This is a genomic window from Pedococcus cremeus, from assembly GCF_900111375.1.
Lineage (GTDB): Bacteria > Actinomycetota > Actinomycetes > Actinomycetales > Dermatophilaceae > Pedococcus_A > Pedococcus_A cremeus.
This window is the reverse complement of the sequence record NZ_FOHB01000006.1, coordinates 211,930-233,859: the sequence shown is the minus strand read 5'-3', so window position 1 is coordinate 233,859 and position 21,930 is coordinate 211,930. Positions and strand designations below refer to the sequence as shown.

Below are 21,930 nucleotides of genomic sequence, written 5' to 3'. Positions count from 1 at the left end.
CACAGGGCAGCACTCCTGCACGTTCCCCCGGAGCTCGACGACCACATCGTCTGGAGCGACAAGGGCAGGACAGTGCAGCAGCGGACCACCGACCAGCAGGCGACCGACGTCGCCCACCTGCGGCGTGCCCTCGAGCTGGCCGCGCAGGGCCCGGTCGCTGACCCCAACCCCAGGGTCGGCAGCATCGTCACCGACGCCGCCGGCGAGGTGGTGGGGGAGGGCTGGCACCGCGGTGCCGGAACCGCGCACGCCGAGGTCGACGCGCTGCGCCAGGCCGGGGACCGTGCCCGTGGGGGCACCGCCTACGTCACCCTCGAGCCGTGCAACCACACCGGGCGCACCCAGCCGTGCAGTGACGCCCTGTATGCCGCGGGGCTGGCTCGCGTGGTCCACGCCCAGTCCGACCCCAACCCCCGTGCAGCCGGAGGCGCCGAGGTGCTGAGGGGCAAGGGTGTCGAGGTCACCGGGGGACTGCTGGCCGACGAGGCGCAGGCCCTCAACCGCAGCTGGACCCACCTCGTCACCACGGGGCGCCCCTGGGTCACCTGGAAGCTGGCCGCGACCCTCGACGGCCGCAGCGCCGCAGCCGACGGCACCAGCCAGTGGATCACCGGCGAGGCGGCGCGCGCCGACGTGCACCGCCTGCGGGCGGAGTGCGGGGCCATCCTCGTCGGCACGGGTACGGCCCTCGTCGACGACCCGCAGCTGACCGCCCGCCGGCCCGACGGCACCCTCTACCCGCGCCAGCCGATCCGCGTCGTCATGGGTGAGCGTGACCTGCCGGCGACCGCCAAGGTCCTCGACGACGCGGCACCAACCTGGCACCTGCGCACCCGCGACCCCAAGGCCGTGCTGCAGGCACTCGCCGACGCCGAGGTGCACCGCCTGTGGCTCGAGGGAGGGCCGACCGTGGCCGCCGCCTTCCTCAGCGCCGGGCTCGTCGACGAGGTCGTCGCCTACGTCGCGCCGGTACTGCTCGGCCGGGGCCGCCAGGCCGTCACCGACCTCGGCATCACCACGATCGACGCGGCCCTGCGCCTGCGGCCGACCGACATCACGCTGATCGGCGACGACGTGCGCATCACCGCCGACCTGCACGAGGGGCACGAGGCGCTCGAGGCGCTCGAGGCGCTCGAGGCTGCCGGCGCCCCCATGAGAACGCCCACCACCGACCCCACGAACACCCCTGAGGAGCACTGATGTTCACCGGCATCGTCGAGGAGCTGGGCGACGTGGTCGCCCTGGAGCAGGGCGCCGACTCGGCCCGGCTCACCCTGCACGGACCGCTCGTGACGAGTGACGCCGTGCACGGTGCGTCCATCGCGGTCAACGGCGTCTGCCTGACGGTCGTCGAGCACGCCGACGGCGCGTTCACCGTCGACGTCATGGCCGAGACGCTGAACCGCTCCAGCCTCAGCGCCCTCCGACCCGGCGACCGCGTCAACCTCGAGCGGGCCATGGCGGCGGGCGGCCGGTTCGGCGGGCACGTCGTGCAGGGGCATGTCGACGGCACCGCCACGATCCTCGAGCGGGTGCCGGGCGACCGCTGGGAGGTCGTGCGGTTCAGCCTGCCGGCCGACCTCGCCCGCTACGTCGTCGAGAAGGGCTCGATCACCGTCGACGGCGTGAGCCTCACGGTCGCCTCGGTCGACGACGACAGCTTCACCGTCTCGCTCATCCCCACCACGCTCGGCCTGACCACGCTGGGCCACAAGGCGGTTGGCCACTTGGTCAACCTCGAGGTCGACGTGCTGGCGAAGTACGTCGAGCGCCTGATGGCCGCGCCCGCCGCCGTGCCCGCCACAGCCGTGCCCCCCACCGCAGTGCCCGCCACCGTGTCCCCCACCACGAAGGACCGCGCATGAACCTCCTCACCTGGCTCTACGACGCCCACGTCACCATCGCCGGCCACGCCATCACCTGGCGCGAGATCATCGGCAACGGCTTCGGGTTCGCCTCCGCCATCGGTGGGCTGCGGCGCCGCGTCTGGGCGTGGCCGGTCGGCATCGTCGGCAACGTGCTGCTGTTCAGCGTCTTCATCGCCGCGACGTTCGACGCCCAGGCCCAGCAGCCGCTGTTCGGGCAGGCCGGGCGGCAGGTGTTCTTCATCATCACCAGCGTCTACGGCTGGTGGCGCTGGAACGAGCACCGCAAGTCGCGCCATGACGGCAGCGAGCACGCGATCACGCCGCGCTGGGCCACGGCCCGGGAGCGCACGGCATACCTCTTGGCAACTGTCGCGGGCGTGCTCGTGATGCAGTGGGTCTTCGCGGTGATCGGGGCCGGCTGGCCGGCGCCCCGCTGGTACTACTGGTGCGACGCGTGGATCTTCGTCGGCTCGATGCTGGCGACCTTCGCGATGGCCCGCGGCTGGAACGAGTTCTGGCTCGCCTGGATCGCGGTCGACCTCGTCGGTGTGCCGCTCCTGTGGCACTCCGGGTACTACCCGACGGCGATCCTCTTCATCGTCTACGGCGCCCTCGTGGTCTACGGGTTCGTGGTGTGGCTGCGGGCCTCCCGCGAGGAGGCCGTCCCCGCTCCAGAGCTCGAGGAGGCACGCGCATGAGCAGGCTGGCGACGGTCGAGGAGGCCCTGGCCGCACTGCGCGCCGGGCGGCCGGTGCTGGTCACCGACGACGAGGACCGCGAGAACGAGGGCGACGTCGTGCTCGCCGCCGAGACGCTGACCCCGGAGTGGATGGCGTGGACGATCCGGCACAGCTCCGGCTACATCTGCGCCCCGATGCCCGACGAGGTGGCCGACCGGCTGAGCCTGCCGCTGATGGTGCCGGACAACCGCGACCCGCTGCGCACGGCCTACACGGTCACCGTCGACGCCGCCGAGGGCATCACCACCGGCATCTCCGCGGCCGACCGCGCCCACACCGTGCGCACCCTCGCCGACCCGGATGCCACGGCCGACAGCCTGATCCGTCCCGGCCACGTCGTGCCGCTGCGCGCCAAGGCGGGCGGCGTGCTGCAGCGCCCCGGCCACACCGAGGCCACCGTCGACCTGTGCCGCCTGGCCGGGCTCGCCCCGGTGGGCGCCATCGGCGAGCTGGTCAACGACGACGGCACGATGATGCGGCTGCCCGAGGTGCTCGCCCTCGGGGCCGAGCACGACCTGCCCGTCATCACCATCGCCGCGCTGGCCGCCTGGCGCCAGCGGTACGACCGGGTGGAGCGGCTCGCGGAGACGGTGCTGCCGACCGAGCACGGCACCTTCCGGGTCGCCGGCTTCCGTGACGTCATCACGGGCGACGAGCACCTCGCGCTGGTGAGCCCTCGGGGGTTGGGCGGCCCGACCCCGCTGGTGCGGCTGCACTCCGAGTGCCTCACCGGTGACGTGCTCGGCTCGCAGCGCTGCGACTGTGGACCGCAGCTGCAGCGGTCGCTGCAGCGGGTGGCCGCCGAGGGCGGCGTCGTGGTCTACCTGCGCGGCCACGAGGGCCGCGGCGTGGGCCTGCTCGCCAAGCTGCAGGCCTACGCGCTCCAGGACCAGGGCCTCGACACCGTCGACGCCCAGGTCGAGCTCGGCCTGCCGATCGACGCCCGCGAGTATGCCGCCGGCGCCGCCATCCTCACCGAGCTTGGCGTGCACGCGGTGCGCCTCCTCACCAACAACCCGATGAAGGTCAACGCCATGCGCGAGCACGGGATCGAGGTGACCGCGGTCGAGCGCATCAGCATCGCCCCGGTCGCCGCCAATGCGGCCTACCTGCGCACCAAGCGCGACCGGATGGGGCACGACCTCATCCTCGGCGCGCACGACTCCGGGGCGACCGCGTGAGCGGCAAGGGAGCCCCGGTCGTCACAGCGGACGGCCAGGGGCTGAAGGTCGCGATCGTCGCCGCGTCGTGGCACACCGAGGTCATGGACGGCCTGGTCGCCGGCGCCCAGCGTGCGCTGAAGGAGGCCGGCGTCGCCGATGCGCCCCTCGTGCGGGTGCCGGGCACGGTGGAGCTGAGCGTGGCGTGCGCACGCCTCGCTCCGACCCACGACGCACTCGTGGCGCTCGGTGTCGTGATCCGTGGTGGCACACCGCACTTCGACTACGTGTGCTCCGGCGTGACGCACGGCCTCACCGACGTCAGCACCCGCACCGGCGTGCCGGTCGGCTTCGGCGTGCTCACCTGTGACGACGAGGCCCAGGCACTCGACCGCGCGGGCCTGCCGGGCTCGTCGGAGGACAAGGGGCACGAGGCCGCCATGGCCGCGGTGGCGACGGCGGTGACCCTGGCCTCGTTGGCGCCCCGTACCCTTGACGCGTGAAGACCTTCGACGACCTGTACGCCGAGCTGACGGACAAGGTGGCGACCCGGCCGGAGGGCTCGGGCACCGTCGCAGCCGTGGACGCCGGCGTCCATGCCATCGGCAAGAAGATCGTCGAGGAGGCCGCTGAGGTCTGGATGGCCGCCGAGCACGAGGGCAAGGAGCGCACGGCCGAGGAGATCAGCCAGCTGCTCTACCACCTGCAGGTGCTGATGCAGGCCTGCGACATCACCCTCGACGACGTCTACACGCACCTCTAGGAACCACCACCCATGCTGCGAATTGCCGTGCCCAACAAGGGCTCTCTGGCCGAGGCCTCCGCCGGGATGCTGCGCGAGGCGGGCTACCGCGTCCGCCGCGACTCCAAGGAGCTCGTGCTCGTCGACCCCGACAACGAGGTCGAGTTCTTCTACCTGCGCCCGCGCGACATCGCCGTCTACGTCGGCTCCGGCACGGTCGACTGCGGCATCACCGGCCGTGACCTGCTCCTCGACTCCGGCAGCGCCGCGATCGAGGTCATGGCGCTCGGCTTCGGTGCCTCGACGTTCCGGTATGCCGGCCGGCCGGGGGAGTGCGCCGAGGTCGCCGACATCGCCGGGCGCCGCGTCGCCACGAGCTACGCCGGGCTGGTCGAGAAGCACCTGGCCGACCACGGCGTGAGCGCCCAGGTGGTGCGGCTCGACGGCGCGGTCGAGACGGCCATCACCCTGGGCGTCGCCGACGTGATCGCCGACGTCGTCGAGACCGGTGCGACCCTGCGCAGCCAGGGGCTCGAGGTCTTCGGCGACCCGATCCTGCGCAGCGAGGCGGTCCTCATCCGGCGCGAGGGCAGTCACGAGACGGCGGCCGTCGAGGTGCTGCGCCGCCGGCTCACCGGTGTCATCACCGCTCGCCACTACGTGATGCTCGACTACGACGTGCCGGCCGGGCTCGTCGAGCAGGCCTGCGCGATCACCCCGGGTCTCGAGTCGCCGACGGTCTCCCCGCTGCAGAACAAGGAGTGGGCGGCCGTGCGGGCGATGGTGCCGCGCAACCGCACCAACGCGATCATGGACGAGCTCTACGACCTCGGGGCCCGTGCCATCCTCGTCACCGACATCGCCGCCTGCCGGCTCTGAGGGCCGGCGTGTCTGAGCAGGAGACGGGCGCCTTCGCGACGTTCCGGCCCCGCCGCGGTCGCGTGGTGTCGTCAGGGTTCGCCGCCCTGTCGGTGATCGTGTTCGGGCTCATCGCCGTGCTGCTCCCGGGTCCCGATCAGGGCGGCCAGTGGCGGCTCGGTGACCGCGTCTTCCTGGCGGCGGTCGGCCTCGCCATCGCGGCCCTGCTGGGGCGCTACGCGACGATCCGGGCGACCCCGACCCGTGAGGCGCTGACCGTGCGCAACCTGCTCACGACCCGGACGGTGCCGTGGCAGAGCGTGGTCGACCTGCGGTTCGCAGGCGGCGACCCGTGGGTGACGCTCGAGCTCGACGACACCGAGACCATCGCGGTGATGGCGGTGCAGAAGGCCGACGGCGACTACGCCCGCGCCGAGGCGAGCCGGCTGGCCGCGCTCGTGCAGGCTCTCGGCCCGAGCGCGGCGAGCCCGGACGTCACCGCGGAGTGACGCGGCGCCCGCGACTGGCACGGGTCAGGGGACCTGCCGGAGGCCGGGCCGCAGCTGTCGCACCAGCGCGAGCTGCACGACCATCACGAGCATCAGCGAGAGCCAGACCGCGTCGAAGCCACCGGTGGCGTCGCGGACCGCTCCCATGGTGGTCGGTCCCAGCGAGGCGATCGTGTAGCTGATGAGGAAGGCCATGCCGGCGAGCCGGCCGCTGCCGGCCGGCGTGGCGCCGTAGTCGACGATCAGCACCAGGGCCAGGGAGAACGCCGCACCCTGGCCGAGGCCGAGCACGACGGCCCAGACCCACGGGGCGGCCTCGGGCGCGAGCCACAGGCCCAGCAGCCCGACGAGGCCGAAGGCACCGGCGCCGAAGAGCAGCAGCCGGTGCTCGTGCACCCGGTCGCTCAGGGTCGGGCCGACGAGCCCGGAGACGAGCTGCGCGAAGGAGAAGGACGACAGCAGGTACCCCGCGTGCGTCGGGTCCCATCCCTCGGCGACGTACGTCGGCGCGAGCCAGGCGAGGGACGAGTAGAACTGCCACGACTGCACCGACAGGTAGGCCGCGACGAGCCACGCCGTGGTGTGCCGCCAGGGGAGGCGGTGGTCGACCGCGACGGGCGGGTTGGCGGCGCGGTGCCGGCTCGCGCCCCGCGTGACCGGGAGCCACGCCAGCAGGCCGACCACCCCGAGCAGTGACCACGACGCCAGCGAGCCCTCCCAGCTGCCGAGCCAGTCGCGCAGGGGCACGGCCATGGCCGACGACGCGGTGGCGCCGCCCATCATGGCGAACATGTAGAGACCGGTGACCAGCCCCGACCGCTGCGGGGGGAAGAGCTCCTTCACCAGGCCGGGGAGGAGCGTGCCACCGATGGCGATGCCGACGCCGGCGACGAACGTGCCGGCATACAGGGGCCACACCTGACCCCCGAAGAAGCGCAGCGCGGTGCCGACGGCCAGGCAGGCGGCGGCCGCCTCCACCGCAGCGGCGGCGCCGATGCGGCCGGCCAGCCGCTGTGCGGTGGGCGCGAAGACACCCATGCAGAGCACGGGCAGCGTGGTCAGGGCGCCCATGGCGGCGTTCGACAGCCCGAGGTCACTGGAGATCGTCTGCACCAGCGGCGGGACACTGGCCATCACGGTGCGCAGGTTGGCGGCCACGGCCACCAGGCCGAGGGCCATGACCCACAGCGGTGGCAGGTGGCGACGTCCGACGTTCTCCTGCGAGCTCACTGGCGCAGTCTGCCTCAGTGGCTGCTCAGCTCCTCATCGGGGTCGTCGGGGCCTTCGCCGCCCATCGACTCGGGCACGTACTCGCGCGCCTCCTCGTAGGGCAGCCCCGTGAGCATCAGCAGGTCGACGACCATGGAGCGGATCTGCGCCCGCATGACCTCGCTCGACAGACCGGCACTGGGGTCGATGACGGCGCTGAGCTCGGCGATGGCGGCGAGACCGCGCCGGGACGCCTCCGGGAGGCGTCGCTCCGCGAGCTCGCCGGCGATCTCGTCGGTCACCTCCGCGAGGCTGGTGAGCAGCGACAGGTATGCCGTGGGCACCGGCTCCCGGCGCCACGTGGCGATGGAGGCGCGCCGCACCAGGACCCGCAGGTTGCGGATGGCCCGGTCGAGCGGCTCGAGGAGGCTGGCGATCACCTGCACCGAGGGCAGGTCCCGCCGCCGGATGGGGGAGAGGCGCACGACGGCCAGACCCTCCGCCGACGCCTCTCGGAGGTCGGTGAGCATCGACTCGGACGCCCGGGCGCGGGCCAGGGTCCGCGACGCCAGGTCGTAGTCGCCCTCGCGCAGGGACGTCGCGGTGTCGCGCAGCATCGCCGAGAGCTCGCGCACGACGGCGGCGGCCCGCTGGCGGGGCCGGCGCACCGGTGCGGTCGGTGCCACCAGCGTGATGGCCAGGGCGACGACGCCTCCGACGACGGCGTCGACCCACCGGGACAACGCCTGGCCGGGTTGCGCGATGAGGGTGGTGACGATGACGGCCTGGAGGCCCGCCTGGGTCATGAGGAGCTGCCGCGCGCCCATGAGCGTGGCGAGGCTCATCGCCACGATGGCGACCAGGGCGATCTGCCAGACCCCGGAGCCGAAGTAGTGCACGAACAGGTCGCCGATGAAGACGCCGATGGCCACGCCGATCATGACGTCGGCGACGCGGCGCACGCGCTGGCCGTAGGACAGGCCCAGCGAGACGACGGCTGTCACCGGGGCGAAGAAGGGCTGGGGGTGGTGCAGCAGGTCCTTGGCGACCCACCAGGCGATGCTCGCGCCGACCCCGCACTGGAGGATGAAGAGCGAGCGCTGGCGCAGGCGCAGGAGGCGGGCCCGCACCTCGGACCGTGACCGTCGGGCAGCCCGCGGCGCCAGCTCGGCGGGGCGGGGGAAGAAACGGTCAGAAGCGGTCACGCTCAGGCGTTCTGCTCGTAGGCAGCCTCGAGCAGGGGCTCGAGTGAGCGCAGGTCGTCCTCGTCGGCGTCAGCCGACAGGTGCAGCCAGTGCGTCGCCTGGGCGAACCCCTTGGCAGGCGAGAGGCGCTCGTCGTCGGGTACGTCCTCGCGGTACCGGAAGCCGACCCGCACCGTGTCGCGGGGTCCGGGGCCCACGGCCACGAACTGGGTCGCGCGCACCACGGGGATGTAGGTGCTGCGGCCCTCGCGGTGGGTGTCGTCGCCCAGCCCCTCAGCGAGCGCGATGACGGCGTCGTGCACCGGTCGCAGGTGGGCCTTGGCGCCGGAGTAGAGGGTGTCGGTGTAGCTGTCAGTATCCGGGCGGACCCAGCCGGCATTGCGGGCGGCGGCGTCGGCGATGGCCCACTGCGAGTTCTGGGGCACCCCGTGCTCGTCCTTGAGCCACCTGCGCACCGACTTCTGGTCCAGCGGGTCGAGACCTGCCTTGTGCACCTCCTCCACCCAGTCCTCGAGGGTGCGACCGGTCCGCTCCTTCAGTGAGGCGGTGACGGCGGCCATCATGTCTGCCGGTTCCATGCGGCGATTATGGCGGTGACGTCCCCCCGCCGCGCTGTGCGTGCTCAGTGCGTCACCGACGTCGACCCGGACATGCCGATGGCCCCGCCGGCGGCTGGCGGGGTGTGGGGCGGGGTCACGCTGGTTCCTGCGCGGCGCGGCGGGCGAGGAGGTCGTCGTATGAGCCGCGGGTGAGGTCCCACTCGACCCGTTCCCCGAACGACCCCTGCACGACGCGACCAGCCAGGCGGCGGGTGTGGACGATGGTGTGGTGCCGCTCGCAGAGCAGCGCCCCGTTGGCCAGGTCGGAGGGTCCGAGGTCGGCCCAGTGCACGAGGTGGTGGGCGTCGGTCCACTGCGGGGGCGCCCCGCACCCGGGGTAGGTGCAGCCGCCGTCGCGCAGCCAGAGCCGTTTGGTCTGGGCGTCGGTGAAGAACCGCTTCTCCAGACCCCAGTCCATGACCTCGCCGCCGCTTCCCAGGACGATGGGGATGACGGACCCGTCGCAGCACAGCCGCCGCACCGTCTCGGGGGCCAGGTGGGTGCCCGCGTCCAGGCCCCCGAGGGTGGTGGCCGCCCCGAGCCGGTCCTTGAGGTCGTCGTAGCTCATCGTCAGCAGCAGGGTGGTCTTGTTGGTCTTGCCGACCTCGTCCCCGGCTCCGACCGCCCGGCGCACCAGGGAGATGAGGGCGTCACCACGGCGCCGGTCGCTGCTGCGCAGGTCGCGCTCCCCGTCGACCGGTCTCGGCGCCGACAACGGCCCGAGCGCGGCCTCGAGGACGGCCTTGCCCTCCACGTCGAGGGTGAGCCGGTACTCGAAGGTCTCTGCGCCGGTGTCCTGGGGCTGGGAGAGCCGGATGAAGGACTTGCCCATGTTCTGCTGGTCCTGGAGCACGTCCTGGCGCCCGTACTTGGCGATCAGCCCGTCGCGCAGCAGCCGGCACCCGGACGGGCCGTGCTGCTCGGCCATCCCGATCAGCCCCTCGAGCACGTGCGGCTCGGCACCGTCCGCCAGCAGCGGTCGCAGCTTGTCGGCCTCGGACACCACCACCGCCGCGGACCGCACCGGCAGCCGGCCGGACTCGACCGCCTCCTTCACCGGGCCGTTGGCGCGCTTGCCGAACGCGGTGGCCACCGACACGATGGCCGCCGCCCCACCGGCGATGGTCGACGGGGCGTGGCGACGGACCCACTGCGCGGTGGTCAGCGCCGCCGACCCGCCGTCGGACTCGCCGCGGTTCATCGCCTCCCGCAGCACCGCCACCCTGCCGGCCTCGCCGGCCATCACCAGGGCGTCGACCTCGCCCATCAGCCCGGACAGACCGTCGGGACCACCACCGGACGGGGCCTGCCACGTCATGTCGCCCACCATTCGGAGCGCCTCCGTGGTGGCAGCGATCAGCTCCCGGCACTCGGCCAGGCTCAGCTGCGTCGCTGGTGTCCCCTCCATGACCACAACACTAGGGGCGACCGCCGACAACCCACTTTGACCGTGAGCGAACGGAAAGGTCTGTGGCACAGGCACTTTGGCGGCATACCGAGTCGCCTCGCGCAAGCGACAAGGCGTCACCTGTGGATGGTGTGGCGGCATACAGCAGCCTGTGGACCAACGGTCCTACGCTGGAGACGTGACCCGGGTCGAGGAGTACCGGACGGCTCTGCGCGAGCTCCCGAGCAGCGAGTGGCGGAGCTACCTCACCGACCACTCCAACCTCCCGGGGCCGCGCGGCAACATTGAGCTGGCGCAGGCCTTCGCTGACCAGGCGAACCCGGAGGTCGTCGAGGACCTTCTCGCGACCGGCGACGAGTACCTGACCTTCGCGGGGGTCGTCGCTCTCGGCCAAAAGCTGGCCGAGAACCCGTCCCCGGACCTGGAGGCGCGGCTCTGGGTCTACGCCTCCGACGAGCGGTGGCGGGTGCGTGAGGCGGTGGCCATGGCAATCCAGCGGGTGGGGGACGCCGACCTGCCGAGACTGCTCCTCGTCGTTCATGCCTGGGCGCGTGACCCCGACCCGCTCGTCCAGCGCGCAGCGGTGGCGGGCATCTGTGAACCGCGCCTGCTCAGGAGCGAGGAGGCGGTCGCAGCAGCACTGGAGGCGTGCCGAGTGTCGACCGAGCGCCTGGCCGCCACGCCACCGGACCAGCGGCGCGACCCGCACCTGCGGGTGCTGCGCCAGGGGCTGGGCTACTGCTGGAGCGTGGCCGTCGCCGCCGACCCCGAGCGAGGCCTGCCCCTGTTCACCGCGCTGACCGAGGAGGCCGAAGGCGACGCCGACGTCGCGTGGGTCGTGCGGGAGAACCGGAAGAAGAAGCGGCTCGCCCAGCTCTTGTAGCCAGCTCAGCTCTTGTCCCCGGCGCCGCTCTGGTCCGTGGAGGCGATCAACTGGTGGCGACCATGGTCTCCACGAACCGGGTCGCGTCGTTGGCAACCCGGACGGGCTGCTCCCACAGCACGAGGTGGCCGGTGTCCTCGTAGACGAGCAGGCTCGAGTCCTCGATCGAGCGCACGAGCGCCTCCTGGCTCGCCCGCGACAGCACCCGGTCGTGCGCGCCCCAGACCACCAGCGCGGGCCCGGGCAGGCGCTGGCGCAAGGTCGGTGGCTCGGCCTCCAGGAACCCCTGCAGCGTCTTGCGCCACACGAGCGCCGGGGTGTTCAGGCCGTCCTGCACACGGTCCCGCAGGTACCACTCGGGCACCCGCGCGTAGAGGGGGAACCAGCTCAGCGACGCCCGCACCCAGTCGGCGTCCACCGGGTCGCGCAGCCGCTCCACCTCGTCGGCGAAGGGCGGCCGGACGCGCATGCTGTGCGGGGACCCGACGAGCACCAGGCCCGCGACGCGCGTGGGGTGCACACGCGCGACCTGCTGGGCGATGTAGCCCCCGCTCGACGAGCCGACCAGCGTGGCCCTGTCGATCCTGAGGTGGTCGAGGACCGCCACCACGTCGGCCGCGAAGTCCATGAGGCGGTACCCGTCGGGCGGCCGGGACGCACCGCCGTGGCCGCGCAGGTCGAAGGCGACGATCCGCAGCCACCGCGGGAACCGGGGCACCAGCCGGTCGAAGCTGCCGGTGGCCTCTGCCCAGGCGTGGATCAGCACCAGGGCAGGACCCGATGGGTCCCCCTGCTGCGTGACCGGGACGGTCACTCCCGTCGACAGGGTGACTCGCTCCCGCTGGCCGAGCTGGCCCACGTTCGCAGGCTAGGTCGCCACCGGCTGCGCCAACAGGTGCAGAAGGACGAGGTCGGCGGGTCCATGGTCCCGAGAACGGACCAGCGGCAGGTCACCGCAGCGGCACGTAACCGTCGCCGGTGGTGTCGAAGAGGAGGTCGGCGCGCGCCCGGGTGCCGTCGACGGCATACAGGTCCTTCTCCTGGGCGGCCCACCGGTCCCAGAACGGTTCGTATGCCGCGTCGCGCGCCATTCCGCGCGCGTGCCGGACCGGCTCGTCGGCCTCCACCCACACGACCGTCGAGGCAGCGTCGCCGACCGGCCGCACGGCCGACCCGCAGCCCTCGAGCACCACGACGTCGGACGCCGGCACCTGCACCCACTCGGCGTACCGGTCCAGGGCCCAGTCCCACCGCCGGTAGCGGGCGGGGAGTCCGCGGCTGAGCGGCTCGGCGACCCACTCGTGAGCCCTCAGGACACCGTCGTGCAGCCCGTCCCAGCCGGGGTAGAGGTCGTCCATGTGCACGGTGGGGGCGGACAGCTCGTCGGCGACCCGGCGCGCGAGCGTGGTCTTGCCCGCGCCGCTGGGGCCGTCGACCACCACCAGCCGCGTTGTGCCGCAACGGGGTTCGCTGGAGTCGACGTGGGCGACCACGACGGCCACGCGTTCCGCCATGAGGTCACCGGACATGGCCGCCAGCGTAGACGGATACCCTGTGCCGGTGAGCGTCGCCACCCGTGTCATCCCCTGTCTCGACGTCGACGCCGGCCGTGTCGTCAAGGGCGTGCGGTTCCAGAACCTGCGCGACGCGGGCGACCCGGTGGAGCTGGCCAAGGCCTACGACCGGCAGGGTGCGGACGAGCTCACCTTCCTCGACGTCACCGCCAGCAGCGGCAACCGGGAGACGACCTACGACGTGGTGCGGCGCACTGCCGAGCAGGTCTTCATACCGCTGACCGTCGGCGGGGGAGTGCGCACCGTCGACGACGTCGACCGGCTGCTGCGAGCCGGAGCCGACAAGGTCGGGGTCAACACGGCTGCCATCGCGCGCCCGGAGCTCATCAGCGAGATCGCGGCCCGGTTCGGCTCCCAGGTGCTGGTGCTCTCAGCCGACGTCCGTCGCCGCCGGGGTGATGACGGCAGCCTGCTCGGCGGGTTCGAGGTGACCACCCACGGCGGCCGCACCGGCACCGGCATCGACGCCGTCGAGTGGTGCGTTCGGACCGCGGAGCTCGGGGCCGGCGAGATCCTCCTCAACTCCATGGACGCCGACGGCACCAAGGACGGCTACGACCTCGAGCTGATCCGTGAGGTGCGCAGCCAGGTCCACATCCCGATCATCGCCAGCGGCGGCGCCGGCGCGGTCGAGCACTTCGCCCCGGCCGTCAAGGCGGGCGCCGACGCGGTGCTGGCCGCCAGCGTCTTCCACTTCGGCGAGCTCACCGTCGGTGACGTCAAGGCCGCCCTGCGCGCCGAGGGCATCTGCGTCCGCTGAGCCGGTTCGGAGCGCTCGGTCCACCCACCGGCTGCGCGATCGGCCGAGCCGGCGCTGACCGGCCCGTCAGCTGAGCCCGAGCGGGCTGGCCCGTCAGCCGAGCCCGAGCGGGCTGGCGAGCAGCGCCTGGACCGCGTCGGCGGAGCCCTGCGGCTCGATCGCGGCCGCCTGCGGGCGCCCGAACCCGGTGAGCACCAGCTCGGTCGGCTCACCCTGCAGGATCACGGTGCCCAGTCCGGTCGGGCCGTGCGCGACCAGGCGGCCGTGGCCGGGCGCGAGGAGCACCACGCCGGTGCGGGCGCGCCGGAAGAGCAGCTTGCCAAGGCGGCCGAGGGACGACCACAGCGCGGCCTGCAGGTCCTCGCCCACCTCGCGCTGGGGGCCGGAGGCCCGGGCCCGCAGGACGTCCTCGTGGTGGACGAAGAACTCCAGCATGTTGACCGCTTCGTCCACCGGGCCGAGCCGGGTCGGCGACCACACCGGGGGACCGGTGCGCACGAGGTCGACGAGCTCGGGCCATGGCTTCGCGGCATACGACCGCTGCGCCCGCTCGGTGCGGGCGCGCAGGTTCGGCACCACGATGCCCACGGCGAGGTCCGGCCGCCGCTCCCGGATCACCAGGTGCGCCGCGAGCTCGGCGGTGTCCCAGGGGTCGCAGAGGGTCGGCGCGTGGGGCCCGACCGCTTCGAAGGTGTCGCAGAGGGCTGCGCGCTCGGCCTGGGCGTGGTGGGTCATGCGCGCCATCATGCCTGCCGCGTGAGAGGCTTGCAGATCGCCCCCTCCTTCTTCCTTCCCAGGAGCTGCGTGTGTCCACTGCCGCTGTGCCGACGCTGCGTCGGAGCTTCGGCATCATCCGCATCGGCGTGCGCCGACAGCCCTGGTGGTTCGCCCTCGCCGTCGCCGGGAGCGCCCTCTACGGCGTGATGACCGTGGGCACCGCCTGGGTCATCGGCCGCGTCACGCGCGAGTACGTCACGCCCGCCGTCGAGGCCGGCGAGGTCACCACGAGCCAGCTCCTCGCGATCGCGGGCTGGATGGTGGGCGTGGTGCTGCTCAACGTCATCGGCGTCGTCATCCGCCGTGTCGCGGCGGGAGTCACGATGTACAACGTCGGCGCGGACTTCCGCAGGCAGGTCACCCGGCAGTACCTCCGCCTGCCCCTGTCGTGGCACCACAGGCACCCCTCGGGCCAGCTGCTCTCCAACGCCAACGCCGACGTCGAGGCCACCTGGAACGTCTTCGCGCCGCTGCCGATGGCCCTCGGCGTGGTCATCATGCTCGTCGCCGGCGTGGTGCAGATGCTCGCCGTCGACCAGGTGATGGCGCTCATCGGGCTCACCGTCTTCCCGGCCCTGTTCGTCGCCAACATGGTCTTCCAGCGCCACATGTCGCCCCGGGTCACCCGCGCCCAGCAGCTGCGCGCCGACGTGTCGGAGGTGGCCCACGAGAGCTTCGAGGCGGGGCTGGTCGTCAAGGCGATGGGCCGCGAGGCGGAGGAGACCGAGCGCTTCGCCGTCGTCGCGAACAAGCTCAAGGACGCCAACATCGCCGTCGGGCGCACCCGCGGCACCTTCGACCCGGTCATCGAGGCGATCCCCACCATCGGCACGCTGCTCGTGCTGGCGGTCGGCACCGGCCGCGTCGCCTCCGGGGCGATCACCCCCTCCGAGGTGGTCCAGATGGCCTACCTCATCTCGATCCTCGCCTTCCCGGTGCGCGCGCTCGGCTGGGTGCTCGGCGAGCTGCCGCGCACCGTGGTCGGCTGGGAGCGGGTCGACGCTGTGCTGCGCGCGACCGGCGAGATGACCTACGGCGAGCGAGACATCCCGGAGCAGGGCGCGTCCGGCGCCCACCTCAGCGGCGTCGACTACCTCTACGACGTGGTCGACGAGGAGGGTGGCCTCTCGCAGCACCAGGCCATCCACGGGGTGACGATCGAGGTGCCGGCCGGCTCCACCACCGCGCTGGTCGGCCCGACCGGCTCCGGCAAGTCGACGCTGACGAACCTCACCCTCCGCCTGGTCGACCCCCACCGCGGGTCGGTCACCATCGACGACGTCGACGTCCGGGAGGTCACCCGCGGCGGCGTCCCGTCGGTCGGGGTGCTCGTGCCGCAGCAGACCTTCATGTTCGACGACACGGTGCGCGGCAACGTCACCCTCGGCGGCGACTTCACCGACGAGCAGGTCTGGGAGGCACTCGAGGTCGCGCAGGCCACCGGCTTCGTCCAGCACCTCGAGCACGGCCTGGACACCCGGGTCGGCGAGCGGGGCGCGAGCCTGTCAGGCGGCCAGCGCCAGCGAGTCGCCCTGGCCCGCGCGGTCATTCGTCGGCCGCAGCTGCTGGTGCTCGACGACGCCACCAGCGCCGTGGATCCCTCCGTGGAGCTGTCCATCCTCTCCGCGCTGCGCTCCACCAGCGCCGGCACCACGGTGCTCGTCGTGGCCTACCGCATGTCGACCATCGTCCTGGCCGACGACGTGATCTACCTCGAGCGGGGACACGTCATCGACCACGGCACCCACGCCGAGCTGCTCGACCGGTGCGAGGGCTACGAGCGCCTCGTCACGGCATACGCCCGTGAGGCTGCGGAACGCGCCGCCGTCGCGGCCGACGAGGAGGCGGCCCAGTGAGCACCACGATCAGCTCGACGTCGCACCTCGGCACCCGAGACACCCTGCGCCGCGGGCTGGAGCTCTCGCCCGAGCTGCGCCGCGGGCTGGCCGTCACCCTCCTGCTGGCCGCCCTCACCACCGCCGGTCGCGTGGTGGTGCCGCTGGCGGTGCAGCAGGTGACCGACCACGGGCTGCTCGCCGAGGGCGGCCCGGACACCGCGCTCGTGTGGCGCTACGTCGGCCTCTCCGCCATCGCCGTGGTGGTCACCGCCTTCTGCGCGTATGCCGTGAACGTCCGCCTCTTCCGCGCGTCGGAGTCGGGGCTGGCGACGTTGCGGCTCAGGGCTTTCCGCCACATGCACGACCTGTCGATGCTGACCCAGAACACCGAGCGGCGCGGCTCGATGACCGCGCGCGTCACGACGGACGTCGACACCATCTCGATGTTCGTGCAGTTCGGCGGCATCATGCTGATCCTCAGCCTCGGCCAGATCCTCATCGCCACCGTGTTGATGCTGGTCTACAGCCCGCCGCTGACCGCGGTGGTGTGGCTGTGCTTCCTGCCGCTGCTGCTGGTGATCCGGCGCTTCCAGGCCGCCGTCGGGCGGGCCTACACCGCCGTGCGCGAGCGGGTCGGCGACATGCTGGCCGCCATCTCCGAGTCGGTGGTGGGCGCGGCGACCATCCGTGCCTACGGCGTCGAGGAGCGAACCGCCGCCCGCATCGACGAGGCCGTCGAGGCCCACCGCAAGGCGGCCGTCGGTGCGCAGGTGCGGTCGGTCGTCGCCTTCTCGTCGGGGCAGCTCGTCGCCGGCCTCACCCTGGCCGTGGTGCTGGTCGTCGGCACGGTGCTCGCCACCAACGACGCCATGACCCTCGGTGAGCTGCTGGCGTTCCTGTTCCTGGTCAACCTGTTCACCCAGCCGGTGATGCAGGCCACCGAGGTGCTCAACGAGCTGCAGAACGCCGTCGCCGGGTGGCGGCGGGTCATCGGCGTCGTCGACACCCCCGCCGACGTCTCCGACCCCGGTGACGAGGGCCAGGTGCTGCCCCGCGGCCCGATCACGGTCGACTTCGACGGCGTCTCCTTCGCCTACCCCGGCAGCGGGGCCGTGCTGCACGACGTCAACCTGCACATCGCACCGCGGTCGCGGGTCGCGATCGTGGGCGAGACGGGCTCCGGCAAGTCGACCCTCGCGAAGCTGCTGACCCGGCTCATGGACCCGACGGAGGGTCAGGTGCGCCTCGACGGGGTCGACGTGCGGCAGGTGCGGTTCTCGTCGCTGCGCGAGCGGGTGGTGCTGGTGCCGCAGGAGGGCTTCCTCTTCGACGCCTCGCTGCTCGACAACATCCGCTTCGGCCGCCCCGACGCCACCGACGAGGACGTGCGCCTGGCCCTCACCGAGCTCGGCCTCGACGGCTGGCTCGAAGGCCTCCCTCGTGGCCTGGCGACCGACGTGGGGCAGCGGGGCGAGTCGCTGTCGGCGGGGGAGCGGCAGCTCGTGGCGCTGGCCCGGGCCTACCTCGCCGACCCCGACCTCCTCGTGCTGGACGAGGCGACCTCTGCCGTGGACCCGTCGACCGAGGTGCGCCTCCAGCGGGCGCTGGAGGGGCTCACCCGCGGGCGGACCTCCATCGCCATCGCGCACCGGCTGTCCACGGCGGAGGCGGCCGACGAGGTCGTGGTGGTCGACGCCGGGCGCATCGTCGAGCGCGGCCCGCACCACGAGCTGGTGCGCGGCGACGGCGTGTATGCCGCGCTGCACGCCTCCTGGGCGGCGCAGCAGCGAAGCTGACCCGGCCCCGCGGCATACCTCCAGCGCGCTGGTATTTGCGTTGCGGTGGCGAGGTCCCGGTTCGTAGCGTCCCGAGCAGCCGACGGAACGGAGCTCGACCATGACCTGCCACCTCGACGCCCTGTGCTTCGACGCCGACGACCCCGCCGCCGTCGCGCGGTTCTGGGCAGCCATCCTCGGCCGGGAGAGCAGTGACGGCGCCGCTGGCGAGGTCGAGCTGCTGCCGGGTCAGGACGTGGGCTTCCGGTTGCGGTTCCTTCCGGTGACGACACCCAGGGTCGCGCCGAACCGGCTGCACCTCCACCTCACCAGCCAGTCTCCAGAGGACCAGCGGGCGACGGTGGCGCGGGCCCTGGAGCTGGAGGCGCGGCACATCGACGTCGGGCAGCAGCCCGAGGAGGGCCACGTCGTGCTCGCGGACCCCGGGGACAACGAGTTCTGCGTCCTCGGGCCCGGCAACCGGTTCCTCGCCGAGTGCGGCTTCCTCGCCGAGGTCACCTGCGACGGCTCCCGTGCGGTCGGGCGGTTCTGGAGCGAGGCGCTGGGCTGGCCGCTCGTCTGGGACCAGGACGAGGAGACCTCGATCCGTGCGTCCGGGGGCAGCACCAACATCTCGTGGGGCGGCCCGCCGGTGTCGCCCAAGGTGGGCCGGAACCGCCAGCACCTCGACGTCGTCCCCGACGGCGGCGACCAGCAGGCTGCGGTGGACTGGCTGCTGTCGCTCGGTGCGACCCGCCTCGACGCGCCGCTCGGCGCCGCCCCGCACCGTCGGGGCAGCGTGGTCCTTGCCGACCCCGACGGCAACGAGCTCTGCGTCCTCGCCCCCTGACCGCCCAGACCACCCAGGTCGTCGCCCCTGACCGTCCTGACCGCCCAGGCCGTCCTGGCCGCCCCTGCCCACCGTCCACCTGACCGCCCAGGCCGTCCTGGCCGCCCCTGCCCACCGTCCACCTGACCGGTGCGCCTCGGGTGCTGCGGAGTGGACCCGGCACAATGGCGGGGTGACCTCTGACGCCACACCGGCCCTCGACCCGGCCGTCGCCGACCGCCTCAAGCGCGACGGCAACGGCCTGGTCGCCGCGATCATCCAGCAGCACGACACCCGCGAGGTGCTCATGCTCGGCTGGATGGACGACGAGGCCCTGCGCCGCACCCTGACCGAGGGGCGGGTCACCTTCTGGTCCCGCTCGCGGGGCGAGTACTGGCGCAAGGGCGACACCTCCGGGAACGTCCAGCACGTCAAGGGCGTGGCCCTGGACTGCGACGGCGACGCCCTTCTGGTGCAGGTAGACCAGGTGGGCGCGGCCTGCCACACCGGCTCGCGCACCTGCTTCGACGGTCGCGACCTGCCGATCGTCACGGACCAGTCGGTCACCACAGACGGCGACCCGGCCGCACTGGAGGGTGACGCGCGTGGCTGACGGCTCCGCACCCCGCCCGCAGCTGTCGTTCGGCACCACGTGGCCCGCGCTCGAGGAGTTCCAGGAACTCGCCCGTGACCGCCGCGTCATCCCCGTCGTGCGCCGCCTGATGGCTGACGCCGAGACCCCGGTCGGCGTCTACCGCAAGCTGGCCAAGGACCAGCCGGGCACGTTCCTGCTCGAGTCCGCCGAGCACGGCGGCGTGTGGTCGCGCTACTCCATCGTCGGCGCCGCCAGCCGCGCGACGCTCACCGAGAAGGACGGCCAGGCCTGCTGGGTCGGCGAGCCCCCGGTGGGCGTGCCCACCTCCGGCAACCCCCTCGAGGCCCTGCGCGACACCGTCGCGGCACTGGCCACGGAACCGGTCGAGGGCCTGCCGCCCCTGACCGGCGGGATGGTCGGCATGGTGGGCTATGACGCGGTGCGCCGGTGGGAGCGCATCCCGTCGACGGCCCCGGACGTCCTCGGCATCCCCGAGCTCGCCATGATGCTGGCGACCGACCTCGCCGTGCTCGACCACGCCGACGGGTCGCTGCTCCTCGTCGCCAACGCCGTCAACTACGACGCCACCGACGAGCGGGTGGAGGCGGCGTGGGCCGACGCGGTCGACCGGCTCGACCGGATGACCGCCGACCTCGCCGAGCCGGCCGAGAGCACCGTCGCGGTCGTCGACTCCGACGCGCTGAACCACGCCCTGGACGAGGTGGGGAGCAACTTCACCGAGGCCGCCTTCGAGCAGATGGTCGAGGACGCCAAGGAGGCGATCCGCGCCGGTGAGGTCTTCCAGGTCGTCGTCTCGCAGCGGTTCTCGACCCCCTGCCCCACCGACGCGCTCGACGTCTACCGCGTGCTGCGCGCCTCGAACCCCAGCCCATACATGTACCTGCTGCGCCTGCCTGCGCCCGACGGCACGGCATACGACGTCGTGGGCTCGTCCCCGGAGGCCCTGGTGAAGGTGACTGGCCGGCGGGCCATCACCCACCCCATCGCCGGCTCGCGACCACGTGGCGCGACGCCGGAGGAGGACCGGGTGCTCGCCGAGGACCTGCTGGCCGACCCCAAGGAGCGCTCCGAGCACGTCATGCTCGTCGACCTCGGGCGCAACGACCTGCAACGCGTCTGCAAGCCCGGCACCGTCGACGTGGTCGAGTTCATGACCGTGCGCCGCTACAGCCACGTCACCCACCTCGAGTCGACGGTCGTCGGCGAGATCAGCGACGACCGCACGGCCTACGACGTGCTGGCCGCGACGTTCCCGGCCGGCACCCTCAGCGGCGCCCCGAAGCCGCGCGCGCTCCAGCTGATCGAGCAGTGGGAGCCCAGCCGGCGCGGCGTCTACGGGGGCGTCGTCGGCTACCTCGACTTCCACGGCGACCTCGACATGGCCATCGCGATCCGCACGGCCGTCGTCAAGGACGGCGTCGCCCACGTGCAGGCCGGCGCGGGCATCGTGGCCGACTCCGTGCCGCAGTCGGAGTACCAGGAGACCGTCAACAAGGCGGCGGCCGCGCTGCGAGCCGTCGCCGCGGCGGGCGCCCTGCGGACCGTGGCCGCGACCCCGCCCGCGGCCACGGCCGCCGCGGCCGCCGAGAACACCCGGGCGGCCGTGCGATGAGGCGGCTCGACCCCACGACCAAGAGCGGCGTGGTGCTGCTGGCCCTCGTCGGAGCGGGGCTGCTGCTGGTCAGCGGCTCGCGCACCTGGGTCACCGGCACCGTGGACGACGCCGTGCTCGGCGCCAGCCGCATCACCGGCACCGGCACGCAGGTGGCCTCCGGCGTGGTGGCCCTGGCCCTGGCCGCCCTCGCCGCGGCCATCGCGAGCACGACCTCGGGCCGCGGGGTGCGCCGGGTGACGCTGGTGCTGCTGCTCCTGGTGGCCGTCGCCGAGGCGTTCTTCGTCGGTCGGGTGCTCCTCGACCCGTCAGGCGTGCTCGGCTCCGTCGCGGCGGCGAGCACCGGCCGCACCGGCACCATCGAGACCCGGGCCGCAGTGACGGCATGGCTTTGGCTCGCGCTCGTCGGCGTGGTGCTGCTCGTGGCGTGCGCCGTCGGCGGGTGGGTCGGCTCGCGCCGCTGGCAGGGCCTTGGTGCCCGCTACGAGACGCCCACCGACCGGGCGGGCGCCCGTGGCCAGCGGGTGGCCAGCGACTGGGACCGCCTCGACGCCGGCGAGGACCCCACCTCGACCGGCGCGGATGGCTCAGCGGGGCCAGGGGACCCGGCCACACGCGACGAGCGTCCCGGCACCTGACACAATGGCGGGCAGACTGACCGCACTCGCACCACACTCGCACCACAGGAGTTGTCGCCACCATGGCTGAGCACGAGCAGCACGAAGACCACGGCCACAGCGTCGCCGCCTGGACGGCCGTGGCGATCATCCTCGCCGGCTGCGTGGTCGCCTCCTGGGGTGTCCTCGTCGCCACCCCCATCCTCTTCTGGGTGGGCATCGTGATCGCCCTGCTCGGTGCCGTCGCCGGCAAGGTCCTCGGCATGGCCGGCTACGGCGCCAAGGACGTGCCCGAGCCGCGCCAGACCGAGCAGCACTCCGGCATCCGCTGACCCGGGGGCCCGACGCGTG

24 protein-coding genes are annotated in these 21,930 nt (G+C 73.0%); 17 read left to right on the top strand and 7 right to left on the bottom strand.

Annotation, left to right across the window (positions count from 1 at the left end):
* The first annotated feature begins 72 nt into the window (after window positions 1-72).
* The 8 genes from ribD to BMW78_RS13515 are packed head-to-tail and all read left to right on the top strand — an operon-like array spanning window position 73 to window position 5,877.
* Window positions 73-1,200 (top strand): bifunctional diaminohydroxyphosphoribosylaminopyrimidine deaminase/5-amino-6-(5-phosphoribosylamino)uracil reductase RibD, encoded by a 1,128-nt coding sequence (gene ribD / locus BMW78_RS13550; protein WP_091760721.1) that lies wholly within the window; start codon window positions 73-75, stop codon window positions 1,198-1,200.
* Complete coding sequence (locus BMW78_RS13545) at window positions 1,200-1,865, top strand: riboflavin synthase (RefSeq protein WP_091760718.1); 666 nt, start codon at window positions 1,200-1,202, stop codon at window positions 1,863-1,865. Before ribD ends, BMW78_RS13545 begins: the two co-directional genes overlap by 1 nt.
* A complete protein-coding gene (locus BMW78_RS13540) occupies window positions 1,862-2,566 on the top strand; it encodes a nicotinamide mononucleotide transporter family protein (protein ID WP_091760715.1) in 705 nt (234 codons plus the stop codon). Before BMW78_RS13545 ends, BMW78_RS13540 begins: the two co-directional genes overlap by 4 nt.
* Window positions 2,563-3,789, top strand: a complete 1,227-nt coding sequence (locus BMW78_RS13535; protein WP_091760712.1) for a bifunctional 3,4-dihydroxy-2-butanone-4-phosphate synthase/GTP cyclohydrolase II — start codon at window positions 2,563-2,565, stop codon at window positions 3,787-3,789. Before BMW78_RS13540 ends, BMW78_RS13535 begins: the two co-directional genes overlap by 4 nt.
* The gene (gene ribH, locus BMW78_RS13530; protein ID WP_091760709.1) at window positions 3,786-4,271 is read left to right on the top strand and encodes a 6,7-dimethyl-8-ribityllumazine synthase; all 486 of its coding nucleotides are present in this window, start codon (window positions 3,786-3,788) and stop codon (window positions 4,269-4,271) included. The genes BMW78_RS13535 and ribH overlap by 4 nt, the downstream gene beginning before the upstream one ends.
* Window positions 4,268-4,531 (top strand): phosphoribosyl-ATP diphosphatase, encoded by a 264-nt coding sequence (locus tag BMW78_RS13525; RefSeq protein ID WP_091760705.1) that lies wholly within the window; start codon window positions 4,268-4,270, stop codon window positions 4,529-4,531. The genes ribH and BMW78_RS13525 overlap by 4 nt, the downstream gene beginning before the upstream one ends.
* A gap of 12 nt (window positions 4,532-4,543) precedes the next feature.
* Complete coding sequence (gene hisG, locus BMW78_RS13520) at window positions 4,544-5,389, top strand: ATP phosphoribosyltransferase (protein WP_091760702.1); 846 nt, start codon at window positions 4,544-4,546, stop codon at window positions 5,387-5,389.
* A gap of 8 nt (window positions 5,390-5,397) precedes the next feature.
* On the top strand, window positions 5,398-5,877 hold the full coding sequence (locus tag BMW78_RS13515) for a PH domain-containing protein (RefSeq protein WP_245735847.1): 480 nt from the start codon (window positions 5,398-5,400) through the stop codon (window positions 5,875-5,877).
* A gap of 24 nt (window positions 5,878-5,901) precedes the next feature.
* On the opposite strand, the gene BMW78_RS13510 is transcribed toward BMW78_RS13515, so the two are convergent.
* The 4 genes from BMW78_RS13510 to BMW78_RS13495 form a co-directional block, all read right to left on the bottom strand.
* Window positions 5,902-7,107 (bottom strand): MFS transporter, encoded by a 1,206-nt coding sequence (locus BMW78_RS13510; protein WP_245735846.1) that lies wholly within the window; start codon window positions 7,105-7,107, stop codon window positions 5,902-5,904.
* 14 nt (window positions 7,108-7,121) lie between these two features.
* Window positions 7,122-8,291 carry an FUSC family protein gene (locus BMW78_RS13505; RefSeq protein WP_218144354.1) on the bottom strand — a complete coding sequence of 390 codons (1,170 nt, stop codon included), beginning with the start codon at window positions 8,289-8,291 and terminating at the stop codon, window positions 7,122-7,124.
* Between the two features lie 2 nt (window positions 8,292-8,293).
* Window positions 8,294-8,869, bottom strand: coding sequence for a DUF5655 domain-containing protein (locus BMW78_RS13500; protein ID WP_091760694.1), 576 nt, complete (start codon window positions 8,867-8,869; stop codon window positions 8,294-8,296).
* A gap of 115 nt (window positions 8,870-8,984) precedes the next feature.
* The gene (locus BMW78_RS13495; RefSeq protein WP_177180388.1) at window positions 8,985-10,298 is read right to left on the bottom strand and encodes an HNH endonuclease signature motif containing protein; all 1,314 of its coding nucleotides are present in this window, start codon (window positions 10,296-10,298) and stop codon (window positions 8,985-8,987) included.
* 178 nt (window positions 10,299-10,476) lie between these two features.
* Here BMW78_RS13495 and BMW78_RS13490 point away from each other — a divergent pair, with 178 nt between their 5' ends.
* The gene (locus BMW78_RS13490; RefSeq protein ID WP_091760688.1) at window positions 10,477-11,181 is read left to right on the top strand and encodes a PBS lyase heat domain-containing protein repeat-containing protein; all 705 of its coding nucleotides are present in this window, start codon (window positions 10,477-10,479) and stop codon (window positions 11,179-11,181) included.
* Between the two features lie 46 nt (window positions 11,182-11,227).
* Here the strand turns inward: BMW78_RS13490 and BMW78_RS13485 are convergent, their stop codons facing one another.
* Both BMW78_RS13485 and BMW78_RS13480 read right to left on the bottom strand, forming a co-directional pair.
* Window positions 11,228-12,040 carry an alpha/beta fold hydrolase gene (locus BMW78_RS13485; protein WP_091760684.1) on the bottom strand — a complete coding sequence of 271 codons (813 nt, stop codon included), beginning with the start codon at window positions 12,038-12,040 and terminating at the stop codon, window positions 11,228-11,230.
* Between the two features lie 91 nt (window positions 12,041-12,131).
* Window positions 12,132-12,710, bottom strand: a complete 579-nt coding sequence (locus BMW78_RS13480) for a nucleoside/nucleotide kinase family protein (RefSeq protein ID WP_091760681.1) — start codon at window positions 12,708-12,710, stop codon at window positions 12,132-12,134.
* Window positions 12,711-12,741: 31 nt separating this feature from the next.
* Here BMW78_RS13480 and hisF point away from each other — a divergent pair, with 31 nt between their 5' ends.
* Window positions 12,742-13,515, top strand: coding sequence for an imidazole glycerol phosphate synthase subunit HisF (gene hisF / locus BMW78_RS13475; protein WP_091760974.1), 774 nt, complete (start codon window positions 12,742-12,744; stop codon window positions 13,513-13,515).
* Window positions 13,516-13,608: 93 nt separating this feature from the next.
* Here hisF and BMW78_RS13470 read toward each other — a convergent pair whose 3' ends face one another.
* The gene (locus tag BMW78_RS13470) at window positions 13,609-14,250 is read right to left on the bottom strand and encodes a TIGR03085 family metal-binding protein (protein ID WP_091760971.1); all 642 of its coding nucleotides are present in this window, start codon (window positions 14,248-14,250) and stop codon (window positions 13,609-13,611) included.
* 71 nt (window positions 14,251-14,321) lie between these two features.
* Here BMW78_RS13470 and BMW78_RS13465 point away from each other — a divergent pair, with 71 nt between their 5' ends.
* From BMW78_RS13465 to BMW78_RS13435, 7 genes are all read left to right on the top strand, one after another.
* Entirely contained in the window at window positions 14,322-16,148 is a 1,827-nt protein-coding gene (locus BMW78_RS13465; RefSeq protein WP_091760678.1) for an ABC transporter ATP-binding protein, read from the top strand.
* Window positions 16,145-17,926 (top strand): ABC transporter ATP-binding protein, encoded by a 1,782-nt coding sequence (locus tag BMW78_RS13460; protein ID WP_091760673.1) that lies wholly within the window; start codon window positions 16,145-16,147, stop codon window positions 17,924-17,926. The genes BMW78_RS13465 and BMW78_RS13460 overlap by 4 nt, the downstream gene beginning before the upstream one ends.
* A gap of 100 nt (window positions 17,927-18,026) precedes the next feature.
* A complete protein-coding gene (locus BMW78_RS13455; protein ID WP_091760670.1) occupies window positions 18,027-18,755 on the top strand; it encodes a VOC family protein in 729 nt (242 codons plus the stop codon).
* A 172-nt stretch (window positions 18,756-18,927) separates the two neighbouring features.
* Window positions 18,928-19,347 carry a phosphoribosyl-AMP cyclohydrolase gene (gene hisI, locus BMW78_RS13450; RefSeq protein ID WP_091760666.1) on the top strand — a complete coding sequence of 140 codons (420 nt, stop codon included), beginning with the start codon at window positions 18,928-18,930 and terminating at the stop codon, window positions 19,345-19,347.
* Entirely contained in the window at window positions 19,340-20,962 is a 1,623-nt protein-coding gene (locus tag BMW78_RS13445; RefSeq protein WP_091760663.1) for an anthranilate synthase component I, read from the top strand. Before hisI ends, BMW78_RS13445 begins: the two co-directional genes overlap by 8 nt.
* Window positions 20,959-21,600 (top strand): Trp biosynthesis-associated membrane protein, encoded by a 642-nt coding sequence (locus BMW78_RS13440; protein ID WP_091760660.1) that lies wholly within the window; start codon window positions 20,959-20,961, stop codon window positions 21,598-21,600. The genes BMW78_RS13445 and BMW78_RS13440 overlap by 4 nt, the downstream gene beginning before the upstream one ends.
* Before the next feature lie 62 nt (window positions 21,601-21,662).
* Window positions 21,663-21,911, top strand: coding sequence for an HGxxPAAW family protein (locus tag BMW78_RS13435; RefSeq protein ID WP_091760656.1), 249 nt, complete (start codon window positions 21,663-21,665; stop codon window positions 21,909-21,911).
* Window positions 21,912-21,930 lie beyond the last annotated feature (19 nt).

Bases quoted from the DNA above. Each gene is read 5' to 3' on its own strand.
- BMW78_RS13545 (WP_091760718.1), top strand. From the start codon at position 1,200: ATGTTCACCGGCATCGTCGAGGAGCTGGGCGACGTGGTCGCCCTGGAG.
- BMW78_RS13540 (WP_091760715.1), top strand. From the start codon at position 1,862: ATGAACCTCCTCACCTGGCTCTACGACGCCCACGTCACCATCGCCGGC.
- BMW78_RS13535 (WP_091760712.1), top strand. From the start codon at position 2,563: ATGAGCAGGCTGGCGACGGTCGAGGAGGCCCTGGCCGCACTGCGCGCC.
- hisG (WP_091760702.1), top strand. From the start codon at position 4,544: ATGCTGCGAATTGCCGTGCCCAACAAGGGCTCTCTGGCCGAGGCCTCC.
- BMW78_RS13500 (WP_091760694.1), bottom strand. From the start codon at position 8,869: ATGGAACCGGCAGACATGATGGCCGCCGTCACCGCCTCACTGAAGGAG.
- BMW78_RS13495 (WP_177180388.1), bottom strand. From the start codon at position 10,298: ATGGAGGGGACACCAGCGACGCAGCTGAGCCTGGCCGAGTGCCGGGAG.
- BMW78_RS13480 (WP_091760681.1), bottom strand. From the start codon at position 12,710: ATGTCCGGTGACCTCATGGCGGAACGCGTGGCCGTCGTGGTCGCCCAC.
- BMW78_RS13470 (WP_091760971.1), bottom strand. From the start codon at position 14,250: ATGACCCACCACGCCCAGGCCGAGCGCGCAGCCCTCTGCGACACCTTC.
- BMW78_RS13455 (WP_091760670.1), top strand. From the start codon at position 18,027: ATGACCTGCCACCTCGACGCCCTGTGCTTCGACGCCGACGACCCCGCC.
- BMW78_RS13440 (WP_091760660.1), top strand. From the start codon at position 20,959: ATGAGGCGGCTCGACCCCACGACCAAGAGCGGCGTGGTGCTGCTGGCC.
- BMW78_RS13435 (WP_091760656.1), top strand. From the start codon at position 21,663: ATGGCTGAGCACGAGCAGCACGAAGACCACGGCCACAGCGTCGCCGCC.